Annotated in this window: 17 protein-coding genes and 1 tRNA gene; 16 read left to right on the top strand and 2 right to left on the bottom strand. The window is 39.7% G+C overall.

Going from position 1 to position 17,126, the window contains the following annotated elements:
* Positions 1 to 8 precede the first annotated feature (8 nt).
* Positions 9 to 248 (bottom strand): hypothetical protein, encoded by a 240-nt coding sequence (locus tag L1S31_RS10190; RefSeq protein WP_236464626.1) that lies wholly within the window; start codon positions 246 to 248, stop codon positions 9 to 11.
* 48 nt (positions 249 to 296) lie between these two features.
* Between L1S31_RS10190 and L1S31_RS10185 the strand changes: the two genes are divergently transcribed.
* The 7 genes from L1S31_RS10185 to L1S31_RS10155 all read left to right on the top strand — a co-directional run bounded on the left by L1S31_RS10185 (position 297) and on the right by L1S31_RS10155 (position 8,638).
* Complete coding sequence (locus L1S31_RS10185) at positions 297 to 890, top strand: NIDO-like domain-containing protein (RefSeq protein WP_236464625.1); 594 nt, start codon at positions 297 to 299, stop codon at positions 888 to 890.
* Positions 835 to 1,851: a T9SS type A sorting domain-containing protein gene (locus tag L1S31_RS10180; RefSeq protein ID WP_236464624.1), complete on the top strand. Its 1,017-nt coding sequence runs from the start codon at positions 835 to 837 to the stop codon at positions 1,849 to 1,851. Before L1S31_RS10185 ends, L1S31_RS10180 begins: the two co-directional genes overlap by 56 nt.
* A gap of 136 nt (positions 1,852 to 1,987) precedes the next feature.
* The gene (locus L1S31_RS10175; RefSeq protein WP_236464623.1) at positions 1,988 to 3,550 is read left to right on the top strand and encodes an NAD(P)/FAD-dependent oxidoreductase; all 1,563 of its coding nucleotides are present in this window, start codon (positions 1,988 to 1,990) and stop codon (positions 3,548 to 3,550) included.
* A gap of 84 nt (positions 3,551 to 3,634) precedes the next feature.
* Positions 3,635 to 4,810: a hypothetical protein gene (locus tag L1S31_RS10170; protein WP_236464622.1), complete on the top strand. Its 1,176-nt coding sequence runs from the start codon at positions 3,635 to 3,637 to the stop codon at positions 4,808 to 4,810.
* A 91-nt stretch (positions 4,811 to 4,901) separates the two neighbouring features.
* On the top strand, positions 4,902 to 5,429 hold the full coding sequence (locus L1S31_RS10165) for an RNA polymerase sigma factor (protein WP_236464621.1): 528 nt from the start codon (positions 4,902 to 4,904) through the stop codon (positions 5,427 to 5,429).
* A 6-nt stretch (positions 5,430 to 5,435) separates the two neighbouring features.
* A complete protein-coding gene (locus tag L1S31_RS10160) occupies positions 5,436 to 6,347 on the top strand; it encodes a FecR family protein (RefSeq protein ID WP_236464620.1) in 912 nt (303 codons plus the stop codon).
* Positions 6,344 to 8,638, top strand: a complete 2,295-nt coding sequence (locus L1S31_RS10155; RefSeq protein WP_236464619.1) for a TonB-dependent receptor plug domain-containing protein — start codon at positions 6,344 to 6,346, stop codon at positions 8,636 to 8,638. Before L1S31_RS10160 ends, L1S31_RS10155 begins: the two co-directional genes overlap by 4 nt.
* Positions 8,639 to 8,685: 47 nt before the next feature.
* On the opposite strand, the gene L1S31_RS10150 is transcribed toward L1S31_RS10155, so the two are convergent.
* A complete protein-coding gene (locus tag L1S31_RS10150) occupies positions 8,686 to 9,759 on the bottom strand; it encodes a bifunctional methionine sulfoxide reductase B/A protein (protein ID WP_370637876.1) in 1,074 nt (357 codons plus the stop codon).
* A gap of 209 nt (positions 9,760 to 9,968) precedes the next feature.
* Between L1S31_RS10150 and idi the strand changes: the two genes are divergently transcribed.
* The 9 genes from idi to L1S31_RS10105 all read left to right on the top strand — a co-directional run bounded on the left by idi (position 9,969) and on the right by L1S31_RS10105 (position 17,086).
* Positions 9,969 to 10,496 (top strand): isopentenyl-diphosphate Delta-isomerase, encoded by a 528-nt coding sequence (gene idi / locus L1S31_RS10145; protein WP_236464617.1) that lies wholly within the window; start codon positions 9,969 to 9,971, stop codon positions 10,494 to 10,496.
* A gap of 3 nt (positions 10,497 to 10,499) precedes the next feature.
* The gene (locus L1S31_RS10140; protein WP_236464616.1) at positions 10,500 to 10,910 is read left to right on the top strand and encodes a 6-pyruvoyl trahydropterin synthase family protein; all 411 of its coding nucleotides are present in this window, start codon (positions 10,500 to 10,502) and stop codon (positions 10,908 to 10,910) included.
* Entirely contained in the window at positions 10,910 to 11,344 is a 435-nt protein-coding gene (locus L1S31_RS10135; protein WP_236464615.1) for a peroxiredoxin, read from the top strand. Before L1S31_RS10140 ends, L1S31_RS10135 begins: the two co-directional genes overlap by 1 nt.
* A gap of 33 nt (positions 11,345 to 11,377) precedes the next feature.
* Positions 11,378 to 12,340 carry a type I phosphomannose isomerase catalytic subunit gene (locus L1S31_RS10130; RefSeq protein ID WP_236464614.1) on the top strand — a complete coding sequence of 321 codons (963 nt, stop codon included), beginning with the start codon at positions 11,378 to 11,380 and terminating at the stop codon, positions 12,338 to 12,340.
* Between the two features lie 54 nt (positions 12,341 to 12,394).
* Positions 12,395 to 12,661, top strand: a complete 267-nt coding sequence (locus L1S31_RS10125; protein ID WP_236464613.1) for a hypothetical protein — start codon at positions 12,395 to 12,397, stop codon at positions 12,659 to 12,661.
* Positions 12,662 to 12,739: 78 nt separating this feature from the next.
* Positions 12,740 to 12,816, top strand: a tRNA-Thr gene (locus tag L1S31_RS10120).
* Between the two features lie 125 nt (positions 12,817 to 12,941).
* Positions 12,942 to 13,421, top strand: a complete 480-nt coding sequence (locus L1S31_RS10115; protein WP_236464612.1) for a nucleoside deaminase — start codon at positions 12,942 to 12,944, stop codon at positions 13,419 to 13,421.
* 15 nt (positions 13,422 to 13,436) lie between these two features.
* Entirely contained in the window at positions 13,437 to 14,840 is a 1,404-nt protein-coding gene (locus tag L1S31_RS10110) for an FAD binding domain-containing protein (RefSeq protein WP_236464611.1), read from the top strand.
* The gene (locus L1S31_RS10105; protein ID WP_236464610.1) at positions 14,837 to 17,086 is read left to right on the top strand and encodes a xanthine dehydrogenase molybdopterin binding subunit; all 2,250 of its coding nucleotides are present in this window, start codon (positions 14,837 to 14,839) and stop codon (positions 17,084 to 17,086) included. Before L1S31_RS10110 ends, L1S31_RS10105 begins: the two co-directional genes overlap by 4 nt.
* Positions 17,087 to 17,126: the final 40 nt, after the last annotated feature.

Genomic DNA, 17,126 nt, shown 5'->3' with positions numbered 1-17,126 from the left:
TCTCTTTTTTATTCTGTATAAAGTTCGCCACGATGAGGTTTCAGCGCATCACGAACCGGAATCATGTAGTCATCGGTTACTACCATAAAAGCGATGGCGTGCATTTCATTTTTTATTTCAAAACCAGTGATATGAAGTGGAAGTTTTTCATGAATAATGTATTCCTTCAAATGGAGTTCGTGATGCTCCGCCGTTTTTGCAGCTGCTTCCCCTCTAAAGTCCCAAATTAATTTTATTTGCCTTGACATAGTTAAAATTTTACACATCAGTTCTTTACTGAATAAAATTCGATAGATTTGTCAAAAATTATTCAAAACCTGATTATGAAACAAAAATACATTCTTTTTATCGTATTCGCCTTTATTTCCTTAAAGGGAATTTCACAAAATAATTACTCGGTAACGGCAATTCCGTTCCAGCCGTTTTCAGGCACATTGGTTGCACTGACTACTCCTGATGATAAGTATTCCCAGGTTATAACGCTTCCGTTTAGCTTTGATTTTTATGGAAACACTTACAATCAGCTGGTGATTAGTACCAACGGTTACATCGATTTTAGGACTAATTTGGCAACTCAAACTTCGCCTTGGTCTTTTAGTTCGACAATTCCTTCAACTTCATTTCCGATACAAAATTCAATTTTGGGATGTTATGAAGACTTAGATAATAGTGCTGCTACAGGAACATTAACTTATGGAGTGTATGGAGTATTTCCTTATAGAAAATTTGTAGTCTTTTTTAACAATCAGCCTCATTTTAGCTGTGGTACTACTGCTACTAGTTCTTTCCAAATGATTTTGAGTGAAACTTCAAATTCCATAGATGTTCAGATAATTGGAAGACAAGCCTGTAGGATGGAATGGGGGAAGAGGCGTTATCGGTCTTGTTAATACTACTACACAAGCTATTGCCGCTCCTGGAAGAAATGCAGGAAACTGGAACGCTTCTCAGGAAGCATGGCGTTTTTACCGTTCAGGATATTTTCCAAATTATTCTTTTGTGCGTTGTGATGATAATGCTGACGGAATTCAAACCTTCGATTTATCAGTAGCGGCAAACGACCTATATCCAAATCCAGCTGCTGTTTCATTTTTTGAGACTCAGGTAGATGCGCAGGCTCAGGTTAATCCGATTGCAAATCCAAATGCCTATCTCAATATATCAAATCCGATGACTATTTATACCAATATCAATTCAGTTGTAAGACCAGTTACTCTAAGCGTTATTGATTGTAGCATTGATGCAGATAATGATTCGGTTCCAACGTCGGCAGAAGATATAAATAATGATACCAATCTGGCAAATGATGATACCGATTTTGATGGGATTCCGAATTATTCAGATAACGATGATGATGGCGATTTGGTACTGACTAGTGTTGAGTACGTTTTCTTCAAAACCAATGTTACTCAGAGTGCCAATATACTTTTGGATACGGATAATGATGGTATTCCAAATTATTTGGATAAAGATGATGATGGTGATGGTTTATTGACATGGAGGGAAGATTACAATCACAACGGTAATCCTTCTGATGATGACACCAATTCCAACGGAACTGCAGATTATCTTGAATCTGCTGTAGCTCTTGGAACAAGTCAGGTTTCTTTGACGACAGCTGCCATAAAAGTATATCCAAACCCAACATCAGATTTACTGAACATTCAAAATAATACTGAAGATGTAAACGCTTCAATTGAAATTTATTCAATCAATGGCTCAAAAATAAAATCCCTGAAAGCTACTGAAGCACTGACGACTATTTCAGTTGCAGAGTTACAGGCTGGAGTTTATTTTGTAAAAGTAACCATGAACAACCAGGTTGGAAATTATAAGTTCATCAAGAACTAAATTCAAAACGGGCTAAAGCTCGAGTACCTGAAATCCACAGGATTTCCTCCTCTTAATATCAAAGGTTTGGCGAAAGCTGAACCTTTTTTATTTGTGCTAATTTCGATTTGTTTATTTTTGCCAAAAAAACAAAGCGATGCCACAAGAACTCCAAATCCAGGTTTCACCCGAAGTAGCAGCAAATGAAAATTTGCTCAAGGAGTATGTGGCTAAATCAGTTCGGGTTTCCACCAAATTGGTTCATAAGGTCGTTATCCTTAAACGTTCGATAGATGCGCGTCAAAAAGCGATAAAGTTTAATCTGAAGGTTTTGGTCTATCTGATTGATGAAAAATATACAGAACAGCCAATCGGACTTCCCGATTATAATAATGTTTCCAATAAACAGGAAGTGATTATTGTTGGTGCCGGTCCAGCCGGTCTTTTTGCGGCGTTACAACTAATTGAAATGGGCTTAAAGCCAATAGTCATCGAACGTGGAAAAGATGTTCGTGGAAGACGACGTGATTTGAAAGCCATCAATGTAGACCATATCGTCAATGAAGATTCCAATTATTGCTTTGGCGAAGGCGGAGCCGGAACCTATTCCGACGGAAAGTTATATACGCGTTCTAAAAAACGTGGCGATGTGGATCGGATTCTTCAGCTATTGGTTGGCTTTGGTGCGACACCAGATATTTTGGTTGAAGCACATCCACACATCGGAACCAACAAACTGCCACAAATCATCCAGGATATCCGTGAAAAGATTATCGAATGTGGCGGCAAAGTCTTGTTCGAAACCAGGGTTACTGATTTTATTGTAAAGAACAACGAAATACAAGGCGTTGTAACGCAGAATGGTGATGCGATTTCAGCGAACAAATTAATACTGGCAACAGGTCATTCAGCACGTGATATTTTCGAATTATTGGACAGGAAAAAAATCCTGATTGAAGCCAAGCCTTTTGCATTGGGCGTTCGCGCCGAGCATCCTCAGGAACTCATTGATAAAATCCAGTACAGTTGTGATTTTCGTGGCGAACATTTGCCTCCAGCGCCTTACTCGATTGTGAAACAGGTTAACGGCCGCGGAATGTATTCGTTCTGCATGTGTCCGGGTGGCGTAATTGCGCCTTGTGCTACAAGTCCGGGTGAAGTGGTTACCAATGGCTGGTCGCCATCAAAACGCGATCAGGCTACGGCCAATTCGGGAATTGTGGTCGAATTGAAATTGGAAGATTTCAAGCCGTTTGAAAAATTTGGAGCGCTTGCCGGAATGGAATTCCAGAAAAGCATCGAACAGAAAGCCTGGTATTTGGCGGGGCAAACCCAAAAAGTTCCGGCACAAAGAATGATTGATTTTACCCAAAATAAAGTTTCCGCATCCATACCAAAAACATCCTATGTTCCCGGAACAACTTCTGTGGAAATGGGGAAGGTTTTCCCAGGATTCCTATCCCAAATCATGAGGCAAGGTTTTAAGGAATTCGGAAAATCGATGCGTGGTTATATGACCAATGATGCCATTCTTCATGCTCCTGAAAGCAGGACATCCTCACCCGTTAGAATCCCACGCGACAATTTTTCTTTGGAACATCCCCAAATCAAAGGCTTATATCCTTGTGGAGAAGGCGCAGGCTTTGCAGGAGGAATCATTTCAGCAGCCATTGACGGCGAAAAATGCGCCTTGAAAATTGCCGAAAGTCTCGGAAAATAAGCTATATTTCATTTATTTTTATAAAAAAGTAGGGTGATGCGTTTTTGCGTTGTCTAACCTTTAAACTCTAAATTATAAAGTAAGATGAAAAAATTTAAACTACTATTATTGCTGCTTACCGTTTCTGCGGCAATATTCTATTCCTGTTCAGACAGCAATCCTGTAGAAAATGAAGCCATTGCTTCTAAGAGCATCTCGTTGAGAACCACGCTCAACGCAATCAAAAAAGTAAATGGGATTTCGGGGAAAAACACACTTACTACACAGGACCAGGCATTTTGCTTCGCCTTTGTTTATCCGATAACGCTTGAGTACAACAACGGAACACAGGTTACTGTTGCTAATTTTGAAGGTTTACTAGAAATATTGGCCAATGAAAATACAGCTTTGTATATTGAAGGAATTGCATTCCCATTCCAGGTACAACAGGAAGGTGCAGTCACAACAATACACGACGAAGCTGAATTTTTTGCCATACTTCAGGCTTGTGATAATATTCAGGTTGTAAATGATTTTGTTTTTGATTTTACCTGCTATAGCATTGAATTCCCAATTTCGGTTCTCGATGTCAATCAAGTATCCATCACTGTGCACAATCAGGCCGAATTAATGCAGTTGGTTTCATCACCAGCAGGAACATACCAATTGGATATAGTTTTCCCAATCAACGTAATCCAGAATAATCAAACCATTGTAATCCACGATTTGTATGAGTTCTTTGAACTGAACAATGACTGTAGTGCTTCTAATTGTTTATGCGATTTAGTGTACCAACCGGTTTGCGTACAAACACCAGCTGGAATTGTAGAATATTCCAACGAATGTTTTGCCGCCTGTGATGGTTATGATCAAAACGATTTTGTAAGCTGTGACCCCAATAATCCATGTCCGTGTCCTGCAAACTTTGAACCGGTTTGTGTCCAGACTTCAGCCGGAGTTGTTCAATATGACAACGCCTGCCGTGCCGAGTGCGACGGATTTACAGCTGCAGATTTCATAGAATGCGGTGTTGCTCCATTGCCAACATTTGGAGAGTTATTGAGTCATTGTTTTGTGGTGCATTATCCGGCTCAGGTGCAGTTTCAGGGAGCTTTGGTAACAGTGCATAACGATGGTGAACTATTGCAATATTGGTTCCCGGCACAATCAGCTTATCCTGCGTTTAATTATCCTATAACGATAACTTTTACAAACGGAATTACTACAACAGTTCTAGGCCAGTCTGATTTTCAAATCCTGGTTGCCCAAAATTGTAATTAATGAAGAATCAGTTAGTTAATAATTTGAATTAAATTTTAGTTCTTGTTACCACATGTTTTTAAGGAGCATGTGGTAACAGGTTTTTTTAGGTATGGATAAAGTAGATCAGAAACCTTCACCGTGTTTGTGCTCAGAGCCGATTTTCAAATCGGTTTTTGACACTAACTTTAAGTTGCTGAGAAACTTTTTAATTTATAAATTTAGGGATGTTGAGCGTGCTGAAGATGTCGCCCAGAATGCCTTTGTCAAACTTTGGGAAAATTGTGGGATACTAAAGCCCGAACAGGCTAAGAGTTTTTTGTATACGACGGCAATACGTTTATCGCTCAATCAAATCAAGCACGACAAGGTTGTTCAGAATTTTGAAATTGTCTCTAAGCCAAAATCAGAGCATCATGAATCACCCGAATTTTTGTTGGAGGAAACCGAGCTGAAAAACCGATTGGAAAAGGCAATCAACGATTTGCCCGAAAAGCAGCGGACCGTTTTTTTGATGAACCGTTTTGACAACCAATCCTACACCGAGATTGCCGCTTCATTGGATTTATCGGTGAAAGCAGTAGAAAAAAGAATGCATCAGGCCTTACTTTCGTTGAGGAAAGTGGTAAAAAATGTTTAAAATAAAATGACCATCATGGAAAATGAAAATGAGACGTACTTGTCAGATTGGCTGGCCGGAAAAATTTCGGACGGGCAACTGAAGCAGCTTGTAGGCGAGAGTGATTTTTTGGATTATCAAAAACTAAAAAATACTTTGGAAGGCTACACTACAGCCAATCCGGATATGGAACAAAACTTCAGTGCCATCAAGCAAAAAATCGAAACTCAAAAATCAAAAAAGACTGCAAGAGTATTTCCACTATGGCGCTATGCTGCTATTGCGGCGGCGGTATTGCTTTTCTTCGGTTTGTTCCAGTTATTTTATTTTTCGAATACCAATGAAACCGGCTTTGGGGCAACCCAAATGGTAACACTACCGGATAATTCACAAGTGACCTTGAATGCCAAATCGAAGTTGTCTTACCCAAACCTGTTTCAATACAACAGGACCTTGGATTTGGAAGGCGAAGCTTTTTTTGAAGTGCAGAAAGGAAGCCGGTTTACGGTAAAAACCGCTTTGGGCTGCGTAACGGTTTTGGGCACCAAATTTAATGTCAATTCACATAAGGATTACTTTGAAGTTATTTGTTATGAAGGGAAGGTAAGGGTAGAAACTAAGGGAAAAATTGCTATTTTAACACCATCAGAGAGCATTCGGTTTTATGACCATACTTCCGAAAACTGGGCTGATATGCAAACCAAACCTTCCTGGATTAATGGCGAAACGACCTTCAAAAATGTACCAATGCAGTACGTCCTGAGCCAGTTTACAAATCAATATAATGTTGTGATTGATTATCCTAAAAGTGTCGAAAACGTAAAATTTACCGGAGCATTTACCCATAAAAACAGAGCTGTTGCGTTGAAGTCGATTTGCATTCCATTGCATTTGAAATATTCGGACAATGGCGCAGGAAAAATTATAATTTCAGAATGAAATACCTGATTTCACTTTTTATAACTATTGTTTTTATCCCAATTTCATGGTCACAAAAAGGTGAAAAGATTACCCTTGGCTATAATTCCCAGGAACTTGCCAAAGTTTTAGCGGATGTTGAGCAAAAATTCGATATCAAATATTCCTATGTTGACAGCATTGCCACCGGAAAAAAAATCACAATACCTAAATCGGTTTATTCGTTAGAGGCTATTAATGCCGAAATTGAAAAACAGACTACGCTTAAAATAATCAAAATTGACAACCGTTTTTATTCGCTTGCGATGGAAGAAAACCAACCTTTGCAGGCTTATGCCTTAGACGATGTTTTGGTGGAAGGTTTTTTGGCAAAAGGAATCAACAAAACCAGTCAGAAAGTAGTGCTGCATCCTCAAAAAGTGGAAACATTGCCAGGTGTTACCGATGCCGATATTTTACTGACATTGCAACAACTGCCTGGTGTCAAAAGCCCCAATGAAACTGCGAGTGGCTTGCATATTCGAGGAAGCACACCCGACCAGAACCTTATTTTGTGGGACGGAATAAGGTTGTATCATCCCGGGCATTTGTTTGGGATGATTTCTGCTATTAATCCTAATGTAGAGCAAACGGTCAATTATTATAACAAGGCAACCAATCCAAAATTTGGCGAACGCATTTCGAGCGTAATCGACATCAAAACATCAGATAAAATTTCAGATAAAACCAAGGTCAATGCAGGAATCAATGCACTGAATGCCGATTTGTATCTGCAGCTTCCTTTGATAAAAAAGAAATTGGGTTTACAGCTTTCGGGCAGAAAATCATTTACCGAATGGCTGCAGTCGCCAACCTTTGACCAACTTGCCAAAAAAGTATTCCAGAATACCAATTTTGGGGATTTTGACAAGCAGAATAATTTTGGGTTTCAGGATTATTCGGCCAAATTGAATTTTAAGCCAAATGATAAAACGGAAGTGTCTTTTACGGGATTATGGATTGACAATAATCTTGATTTCAAAACAGAAGAACCCGATTCCAGCATTAATAATCAGGAAATGGCGATTTCCAATTTTGGCTTTAGCCTGAATTGGTCTCAAAAATACAGCCAACGGTTCCAGCAAAAAACGACTCTGTTTTATTCGGCCTATGATTTTGATTATGAAAAGATGCACCAATATTCCGAATCTGAATTTGAAGGCTACAAAAAGTTGAACCGCGTCATTGATTCGGGGTTGGAAATGAATTTTGGCTATCAGCTTCATGACAAACTGCATTGGGATTTTGGCTTCCAGGTTTTTGGAAATGACATCTCGCACCTGTTCAACAGCTACAATCAAAATCTTGGTGTAATCCTTGGCACCGAGCACAATTACAATGTTACCTATGCCGGCTATTCGTTTTTTAAATATGATTTCAATAAGTGGGATTTCCAGGGTGGAATCCGTCATAATTATTTTGGTCAATTACAACAGCATAGTTTTGAACCCAGGTTTTTAGCGCAAAATCATCTTACCGATGAATGGATATGGCAGCTTTCGTATGAAAGGAAAAGCCAGGTTTCTAGCCAGATTAGGGAAGATTTTGCCAATGATTTGAGCCTGGAAAATTACGTGTGGGTTTTGTCTGCAAAGGATTCTTATCCCATTCAGAAAGCCAATCAGTTTACGACAGGGCTAATTTATAAAAAAGGTTCCTGGTTGCTGGATTTGGATTTGTATTACAAAACCATTTCTGGGATTACTTCGTTTACTTTTGATTTCCAGAATCAATATGATTTGAACATTCATAAAGGGCAGGGATTTACAAAAGGTGTCGATGTTTTGGTACAAAAAAGCGCTCCAAGCTGGCGAGCCTGGGCAACCTATACTTTCCAGGATTCACAAAACAGGTTTGATGAAATCAATGATCACGAATATTTCCAGTTAAATTCCAACACCAAACATTCGCTTACGATTTCATTTTATAAAAAAATCAGGAATTTCAATTTGGCACTGGGCTGGTTTTGGCACACCGGAAAACCTTATAGTTTGATAAATGATTCGGGAGAAATTGCATCCTATAATTCGGAAACCTTACCCGATTACCACCGTTTGGATTTTTCAGGGTTTTATCAATTTAAAGGCAGTGATGACTGGCAGTACAAAATCGGTTTTTCGGTTTACAATCTGTATAATCGCCATGAAATCATTAGCAAGGAACTGGAGCGAAAATTTGCCGACATTGGCGATTTCCTAACGCCGCAATATAGCGTTCAGGATTATTATTCCTTAGGGTTTACACCCAATATTTTTTTTAGGGTAAACTTCTAAAATCAAAAAACCGCTCATTCTCACAAGCGGTTTTTCTGAATTAACAATTATTTCTTTTTCAGTCTGTCTTTGAATATTTTTTCGAATTTTTCCAGTTTGGGCTGGATTACCATTTCACAATAAGGCTGGTTTTTATTGTTTTGATAATAATTCTGATGATAATCCTTTGCTTTATAAAATGCTTTGAAAGGCTCTAAAGTAGTGACAATTTTAGAATCATAAACTTTGGCATTGTTCAAATCGGCAATGATGCTTTGGGCAGCTTTCTTCTGTTCGTCATTTTTATAAAATATCACTGAGCGGTATTGCGTTCCAACATCGGCACCCTGACGGTTTAAGGTCGTTGGGTCGTGTACGGTAAAGAACACCTTAAAGATTTCGTCAAGGCTGGTTTTGGTTTTGTCATAAGTAATCTCAACTACTTCGGCAGCTCCGGTTGTTCCGGTACAAACCTGCTCATAACTTGGATTTACAACCGTTCCTCCGGCAAATCCGGAAACTACTTTTTCAACACCTTCCAACTGCTCATACACCGCTTCAACGCACCAGTAACAACCTCCGCCAATAACGATAGTTTCCAAATTTCCTTTGTTAGCAGTAGTTCCTTTAATTTCAGCAGCATCAGGGACAAAATCGAGTGAAATGGCATTCATGCAATAACGTTTTCCGGTTGGTTCCGGTCCATCGTCAAATAAATGTCCTAAATGGCTGCCACATCTTCCGCAAAGCGCTTCAGTGCGGTGCATTCCGTACGAATTGTCATCTTTGAAAACAATGCTGTTTTTATTGTCCTGCTCAAAGAAACTCGGCCAGCCACAGCTGCTGGTGAATTTTTGATCGGATTTAAAAAGCCTTAATCCGCAGGCCGCGCAATAATAAGTTCCTTTGGTTTCCGAATTCCACATGGTTCCCGTAAAAGCCCTTTCGGTATCAGCCTGACGCGCCACTGCATATAGATCGGGTGACAGGACTTTTTTCCATTCGGCATCGGAAACATTGAGTTTTGTGGTATCGGTATTCGAGTAATAAGGATTTTCAGGTTTTGAAATTACGTTTTCCATAGCATTGGATTTTTGCGTTGTGTTTTGTTTTTTGTTGGATTGCCCACAGGCATTCAGCATGAATAGTGGAACTAAAAATAAGAAATTAAAAATGGATTTTCGCATCGTGATTGAATTTAAATCTTTTACAAATTTACGGCTGATATACGAGCCAAAATGTCAAATAGTTTACAAATTACCGGCTTTTAAGGAAAGTTTAACGGTTGTTCAAAAAGGGATGATTATGAAGGCTTATTTTTTTTCGTACTTTTGAAAGATTAATAAACGCTATGATTGAAGAACAAGTAATCCTGGTGAACGAACAGGATGAGCCTATCGGTTTGATGAACAAACTCGAAGCGCATGAAAAAGCCATTCTGCATCGTGCCTTTTCGGTTTTTATATTGAATAAAGACAACGAAATCATGTTGCAGCAACGCGCACATCACAAATACCATTCACCGTTGTTGTGGACCAATACCTGTTGCAGCCATCAACGCAAAGGCGAGACCAACATCGAAGCCGGAACACGACGTTTGTATGAAGAAATGGGTTTTAAAACCGAGCTCAAGGAATTGTTTCATTTTATCTATAAAGCGCCATTTGACAATGGTTTGACCGAACACGAACTAGACCACGTAATGATTGGTTATTATAACGAGGAACCAAAAATTAATGATGATGAGGTAGAAAGCTGGAAATGGATGAAAATTGAGGATGTAAAAACCGATATGATACAGCATCCTGAACTTTACACCGTGTGGTTCAAAATCATTTTTGACGAATTCTATCATTACCTCGAAGACCATAAACCATAACCCATGAGAGTAACCGTTTCCCGAAAAGCCCACTTTAACGCTGCCCATCGTTTGTACCGCAAAGACTGGACAAATGAAAAAAATGACAGCGTTTTTGGAAAATGTAACAATCCCAATTTTCACGGCCACAATTATGAGCTGACGGTTTCCGTTACGGGTGAAATTGACCCGGAAACAGGATATGTCATTGATACCAAGATTTTATCTGATCTGATAAAAGTCCATATTGAAGATGCCTTCGATCATAAAAACCTAAACCTTGATGTTCCTGAGTTTGCCGATTTGAATCCGACTGCCGAAAATATTGTTGTGGTTATTTGGCAAAAACTCCGAAAGCATATTCATGCCAACAAAGATCTGGAAGTGGTTTTGTATGAAACTCCGAGAAATTTTGTAACCTTTAAAGGAGAATAATGAAAGTAGGAGATAGGGTTCCGGATTTTTCAGCCATTGATACTAATGGTAATTTGTTTGAAAGCAATACCGTCATTGGCAAAAAACCAACGGTAATCTATTTTTATCCAAAGGATGATACACGGGTCTGCACTGAACAGGCCTGTTCGTTCCGTGACCAATATGAGGATTTTAAGGCTTTGGGCGCTGAGGTAATCGGAATTAGTGGCGATAGTTTGAAATCGCATATTGAGTTTGCCAATAAGCATCATCTGCCTTTTATTCTGCTTTCCGATTCTGATAAAAAGATTAGGAAAGCTTTTGGTGTTCCCAATGATTACTTCGGATTAATTCCGGGACGCGCAACTTATGTTGCCGATAAAAATGGAATTGTCCAATTGATTTTCGACAGTACTTCGGGCAAAATTCATATCGAAAAGCGCTCGAAATCCTGAAAACAATGTAAGTTTGACCAAAAATTATCAGTAATGAAATTATATCCGTTACAATTTGAACCTATTTTGAAAGAAAGGATTTGGGGCGGAACCAAATTAAAAACCTATCTCAACAAACCCATAACTTCTGATATCACTGGTGAAAGTTGGGAAATTTCTACTGTAGAAGGAGATGTAAGCATCATTGCAAATGGAAATTTAAAAGGTAAATCCCTGAACGATTTAATCAATGAGTATCCCGAAGCGGTTTTGGGAGATAAGGTTTATGCCCAATTTGGAAAACAATTCCCGTTGCTTTTCAAATACCTTGATGCCCGGGAAGACCTTTCTATTCAGTTGCACCCCAATGATGAGCTGGCAAAAAAACGCCACAATTCCTTTGGTAAAACCGAAATGTGGTACGTCATGCAGGCTGATGATAACGCAAGATTGATTGTTGGTTTCAAACAAAAATCTTCTCCTGAAGAATACCTGAACCATATTCACGATAAAACCATTGTTGATATTCTGGATACCAAAAAAGTAAAACAGGGCGATGTTTTTTTTCTGGAAACCGGAACCATCCATGCCATTGGAGCCGGAATTGTCGTAGCCGAAATCCAGCAGACTTCGGATATTACCTACCGTATTTATGATTTTGACCGGGTTGATGCCAATGGAAATAAACGGGAACTCCACGTCGATTTGTCCTTGGAAGCCATCAATTATGAAACGGTTGATGCTGAGAAAAAATATTCTAAAACCGAAAATGTTTCGAATCCTGTTGTCGAATGTAAATACTTTACAACCAATCTGATTCCGCTTGACGGAAAAATAACGGTTTACAAACACGGAACTTCCTTTACGGTTTATATGTGTGTGGAAGGTGATTTCCAGATAAATCTTCATGGAGAGACGCATGCCTATAAAAAGGGTGATACGGTTCTGCTTCCGGCAAGCCTGACTGATTTTGAACTCTCCGGGAACGCCTCGATCTTAGAAATTTATATTTCGTAGTTGGTGTTCTAAAGATTTAGTGTAATTTTGCCGAGAATTTTAAAAATAAAGAAAATGCCAAGTGTTAAAAATTTAAAGAAAGACATTAACTTCGTATTGGGTGATATCATCGAAGCAGTTTACATCTACGAAATGACTACTGCAGGGAAACCATCTGACAAAACAAACGCTATCATTGATGAGGCTATCACCTCTTTTGACGCTTTGATTGCAAAAGTTAATGCTAAGAATGTTGAAAATAAAAAAGCGCATTTCAAGCAAATCAATGCAGATTTAGAACAAACTGCTAATCAATTGGTTGAAAAAATCAACGCACTTTAATAAAATATTTTGCGAAAAAAGTTCACAAATATTTTGGAGAATTAATTTTCACTTCTATATTTGCAGAACTATTACGCCGCCAGCGTAGCTCAGTTGGCTAGAGCAGCTGATTTGTAATCAGCAGGTCGTGGGTTCGAGTCCCTCCGCCGGCTCCAAAAAAGGAAAACGAAAGTTTTCCTTTTTTTTATGGAATGAACTTTCAAATCATTTCAATTTGTATCTTTATTGGCTTCAAAATTTTGAAAGCACCTCAAAATTGTATTAAAAATTATATCAGAATATGTGTTCAACAAAACAAAGTGAGTTTATGCAGGAAGCGATTCAGCTTTCTATAGAAAATGTGAAATCGGGAAAAGGTGGACCATTCGGTGCCGTAATCGTTAAGGACGGAAAAATAATTGCACATGGAGCAAACAGCGTAACATCAACAAACGACCCAACAGCGCATGCTGAAGTTGTTGCCATAAGAAATGCGTGTAAGGCTTTGGGAAGTTTCCAATTGGAGGGTTGTGAAATCTACACCAGCTGTGAACCATGCCCGATGTGCCTTGGAGCCATTTACTGGGCAAGACCCGACAGGATGTATTTTGCCAATACCAAAAAGAATGCTGCCGATATCAACTTCGACGACCAATTCATTTATGAGGAATTAGAACTTCCTTACCAAAACCGAAAATTGGAAACGATTCAAATGATGAACGAAGAAGCTCTTGAAGCTTTTAAACTTTGGTCGGAAAGCATCGGAAAAATAGAATACTAGATTGCTGAAATCCCTATGATTCAATTTATATTAAATAACCAACTCATCAAAACCGACAAACCGGCAAGTACCACTTTGCTTGATTTTGTGCGTTATGACGAAAACCTGCGCGGGACAAAAATTGGTTGCCGTGAAGGCGATTGTGGTGCGTGTACGGTTTTGATTGGCTCGATGAAAAACGGAAAGCTGGAATACATCAGTGCTACTTCCTGTTTGACACCTTTGCCAAACGTTCACGGAAAACACGTGGTTACTGTCGAAGGTTTAAATTTGCCCGACAAATTAAACCAGGCACAACAGGCAATGGTCGATTGTTCAGGAACCCAATGTGGTTTCTGTACGCCGGGTTTTGTCAACTCGATGTGCGGTTTTGCATTGACGTGTTCGGAACCAACATTGGAAAGTGCCATAAGTGCCATCGATGGGAATATCTGTCGCTGTACGGGTTATAAAACCATTGAACGTGCCTCGGCGCAATTGGCAAGCAAATTGGTTTCAAAAGACCAAAACAATTCAATGCAATGGCTGGTTGCCAATGAGTTTGTACCCAATTATTTTTTAGACATTGAAGAAAGGGTAAAAGCCCTAAAAACCGAAGAATATAATTCAAATGGCCAGATCCCAATTGGTGGCGGAACCGATTTATATGTTCAAAAACATGACGATATCCACGAATACGATTTGGATTATTTATTTGATAAAAACGTATTAAACGGAATTACATTTGAAGGAAATCGCTGCATACTAAAATCATCTGCAACGGTTACCGATTTGATGGAGAACGAACGATTGCTCGAAACGATTCCCAATTGGTACAGGCATTTAAAATTATTGTCCTCAACCCCAATCCGGAACATCGCAACCATAGCCGGGAATATTGCCAACGGTTCACCAATTGGCGATTTTACGATTATCCTTTTGGCAATGAAAGCCCAACTAACATTGACCAACAAAGTCAAAGAAAACCGCAAGCTAATGCTCAAGGATTTCTATACAGGCTATAAAACCTTTGATAAAAAACCAGACGAATACATCACCGAAATTGCTTTTGAATTGCCCGTTAACGGAATCCAATTCAATTTCGAGAAAGTCTGCAAACGCCAATATTTAGACATTGCCAGCGTAAATTCGGCAATATCAATTTCTGTAAATGGAAATCTAATTGCTGAAGCCCATGCCTCAATGGGTGGAGTAGGACCAATCCCGAAATATTTGGCGAAGACCTGTGAATTTTTGGCAAACAAAACCATTTCGGCATCAGTAATAAAAGAAGCGGAGCAAATCCTGCAAAGCGAATTGTCACCAATCAGCGATGCACGTGGGACAGAAGCTTATAAAAGATTATTAGGACGCCAATTATTCTTTGGGCATTTCATTGAACTATTCCCTGAAACCATTAAAATGGAGGATTTGCTATGATTAATATAGACGCACATAATCACGTAAAAGGCAAATCCATTTACCTTGACGACATTCAGGAACTGAATGGAACCTTGTATGCGCTTCCGTTTGATGCAACTGTGGCTCATGCCAAAATCAAAAGCATCGATTTTGATGCCGCCTTGAACAGCCACGGAATTGTTAGGATTTTGACTTATAAGGATATTCCGGGCTTAAATCAGATTGGTGGTATCATTCCCGACGAACCTTTATTTGCCGAAGACGAAGTGCACTTTCGCGGACAGGTAATCGCTTTGATTATAGGAACTTCAGAGCATCATTGCCGTCAGGCTTCCAAATTGGTTAAAGTCGAATTTGAAGAACTTCCGGTAATTGTTGATCCACGCGAAGCACAGGCGAAAGGCAAATTAATCATGCCGCCAAGACAGTTTAAATTAGGTGATACCGAATCTGCCTGGGCAAAATGTACCCATATTTTTGAAGGCAGAAGCGATGTCAACGGGCAGGAACATTTATACATAGAAACACAAGGTGCTTACGCGCGTCCAAAGGAAGACGGAAGCATTATCATATCCTCATCTACTCAAGGCCCAACTGCCGTTCAAAGAATGGTGGCTCAGGTTTTGGCAATTCCAATGCACAAGGTCGAAATCGATACGGTTCGTTTGGGTGGAGGTTTTGGCGGAAAGGAAGACCAAGCTACACCTTGGGCAGTGATGGTAGCTTTGGCTTCGCAGATTTTGCACAAGCCCGTAAAAATGTCGATGCATCGTATGGACGATATGCGCATGACCGGGAAACGCCATCCGTATTCCGCCGATTTTAAGATTGGTTTGGATATCGATTTAAAAATTATCGCTTACGAAGTAACACATTACCAAAACGCAGGAGCTGCAGCCGATTTGTCGCCAGCGGTTATGGAACGAACCTTGTTCCATTCGACGAATGCGTATTTTATTCCGAATGTGATTGCGAAAGCGTTTAGCTGTAAAACCAACCTGCCTCCGAATACCGCTTTCCGTGGATTTGGTGGCCCACAAGGCAAATTCGTAATTGAAGCTGCGATTGTAAAAGCCGCAGAATCATTAGGCGTAAGTCCGGCTTTGATTCAGAGAAAAAATTTAGTTGTTGATGGTTCTGAATTATCTTATGGGCAAATCCTGCAACAGGTTGAAGCTACGAATACCTGGGAAACCTGTATGAAAAGCTACGACTACGACGCACAAAAAACCAGAGTAGAAGAATTCAATAAAAACAATAAACGATTCAAAAAAGGATTGGCAATCCAGCCGATATGTTTCGGGATTTCGTTTACCAATACGATGATGAACCATGCACGTGCGTTGGTACACATTTATCATGACGGAAGTGTTGTAGTAAGTACGGGTGGAGTTGAAATGGGGCAGGGTCTGAATACCAAAATGCTTCAGATTGTAACCGAGACTTTTGGAATACGGGCGAACCGCGTTCGTATTGAATCTACGAATACACTTCGCGTTGCCAATACCTCGCCAACCGCTGCGAGTGCAGGAGCCGACCTTAACGGAAAAGCTTTGCAGATGGCGTGTAATGCATTATTATCAAGATTGCTCAAAGTAGCCGAAACCGAATTGAATACTGATAAGCTGCAGATTAACGATGAATTTTTGTTTGCCAATGACAAGGCGACGGAAATCAGCTGGAAGGATTTGGTGATGAAGGCACATGTAATGAGAGTTGCACTTTCGGAAAATGCCCATTATGCTACGCCAACAATCCATTACGATAAAACCAAGGAAAAAGGGCACCCGTTTGCGTACCACGTTTACGGAACTTCGATACATGAAGTTACGGTGGACTGCCTCAAAGGAACTTACGAATTTGACAGTATCAACATTGTGCACGATTTTGGGAAAAGTATGAATCCAACGATTGACAACGGACAAATCGAAGGCGGTTTGGTTCAGGGAATTGGCTGGATGACACTTGAGGAAATTGTTTACAACGACCAGGGAAGATTGCTTTCAAATGCATTGTCGACTTACAAAGTTCCCGATATTTATTCGGTGCCAAAACAAATCAACATCCAACACTTGGAAACCGAAGGCCACGAACTCGCCATCAAAAAATCAAAAGCTGTGGGCGAGCCACCACTGATGTACGGAATAGGGGCCTATTTTGCCATTCGTAACGCGGTAAAAGCCTTTAACCCCAACGCCGATTTGGCTGTCAATGCTCCGTATACACCTGAAAAGGTTTTGATGGATTTGTATAAAAAGGCATAATTATATATTGTAGTCGTGTGTAATCCGTGCTTGTTTCCTA

This window comes from Flavobacterium wongokense, assembly GCF_021608265.1.
GTDB lineage: Bacteria > Bacteroidota > Bacteroidia > Flavobacteriales > Flavobacteriaceae > Flavobacterium > Flavobacterium wongokense.
The sequence above is the reverse complement of the archived record's forward strand: the minus strand, read 5'-3'. Positions and strand labels throughout refer to the sequence as shown.

Excerpts from the sequence above, each read along its gene's own strand:
- L1S31_RS10150 (WP_370637876.1), bottom strand. The coding sequence starts at position 9,759 with ATGCTGAATGCCTGTGGGCAATCCAACAAAAAACAAAACACAACGCAA.
- L1S31_RS10140 (WP_236464616.1), top strand. The coding sequence starts at position 10,500 with ATGAGAGTAACCGTTTCCCGAAAAGCCCACTTTAACGCTGCCCATCGT.
- L1S31_RS10190 (WP_236464626.1), bottom strand. The coding sequence starts at position 248 with ATGTCAAGGCAAATAAAATTAATTTGGGACTTTAGAGGGGAAGCAGCT.
- L1S31_RS10105 (WP_236464610.1), top strand. The coding sequence starts at position 14,837 with ATGATTAATATAGACGCACATAATCACGTAAAAGGCAAATCCATTTAC.
- L1S31_RS10155 (WP_236464619.1), top strand. The coding sequence starts at position 6,344 with ATGAAATACCTGATTTCACTTTTTATAACTATTGTTTTTATCCCAATT.
- L1S31_RS10115 (WP_236464612.1), top strand. The coding sequence starts at position 12,942 with ATGTGTTCAACAAAACAAAGTGAGTTTATGCAGGAAGCGATTCAGCTT.
- L1S31_RS10125 (WP_236464613.1), top strand. The coding sequence starts at position 12,395 with ATGCCAAGTGTTAAAAATTTAAAGAAAGACATTAACTTCGTATTGGGT.
- L1S31_RS10175 (WP_236464623.1), top strand. The coding sequence starts at position 1,988 with ATGCCACAAGAACTCCAAATCCAGGTTTCACCCGAAGTAGCAGCAAAT.
- L1S31_RS10170 (WP_236464622.1), top strand. The coding sequence starts at position 3,635 with ATGAAAAAATTTAAACTACTATTATTGCTGCTTACCGTTTCTGCGGCA.
- L1S31_RS10110 (WP_236464611.1), top strand. The coding sequence starts at position 13,437 with ATGATTCAATTTATATTAAATAACCAACTCATCAAAACCGACAAACCG.
- L1S31_RS10160 (WP_236464620.1), top strand. The coding sequence starts at position 5,436 with ATGACCATCATGGAAAATGAAAATGAGACGTACTTGTCAGATTGGCTG.
- L1S31_RS10165 (WP_236464621.1), top strand. The coding sequence starts at position 4,902 with ATGGATAAAGTAGATCAGAAACCTTCACCGTGTTTGTGCTCAGAGCCG.
- L1S31_RS10130 (WP_236464614.1), top strand. The coding sequence starts at position 11,378 with ATGAAATTATATCCGTTACAATTTGAACCTATTTTGAAAGAAAGGATT.
- idi (WP_236464617.1), top strand. The coding sequence starts at position 9,969 with ATGATTGAAGAACAAGTAATCCTGGTGAACGAACAGGATGAGCCTATC.
- L1S31_RS10135 (WP_236464615.1), top strand. The coding sequence starts at position 10,910 with ATGAAAGTAGGAGATAGGGTTCCGGATTTTTCAGCCATTGATACTAAT.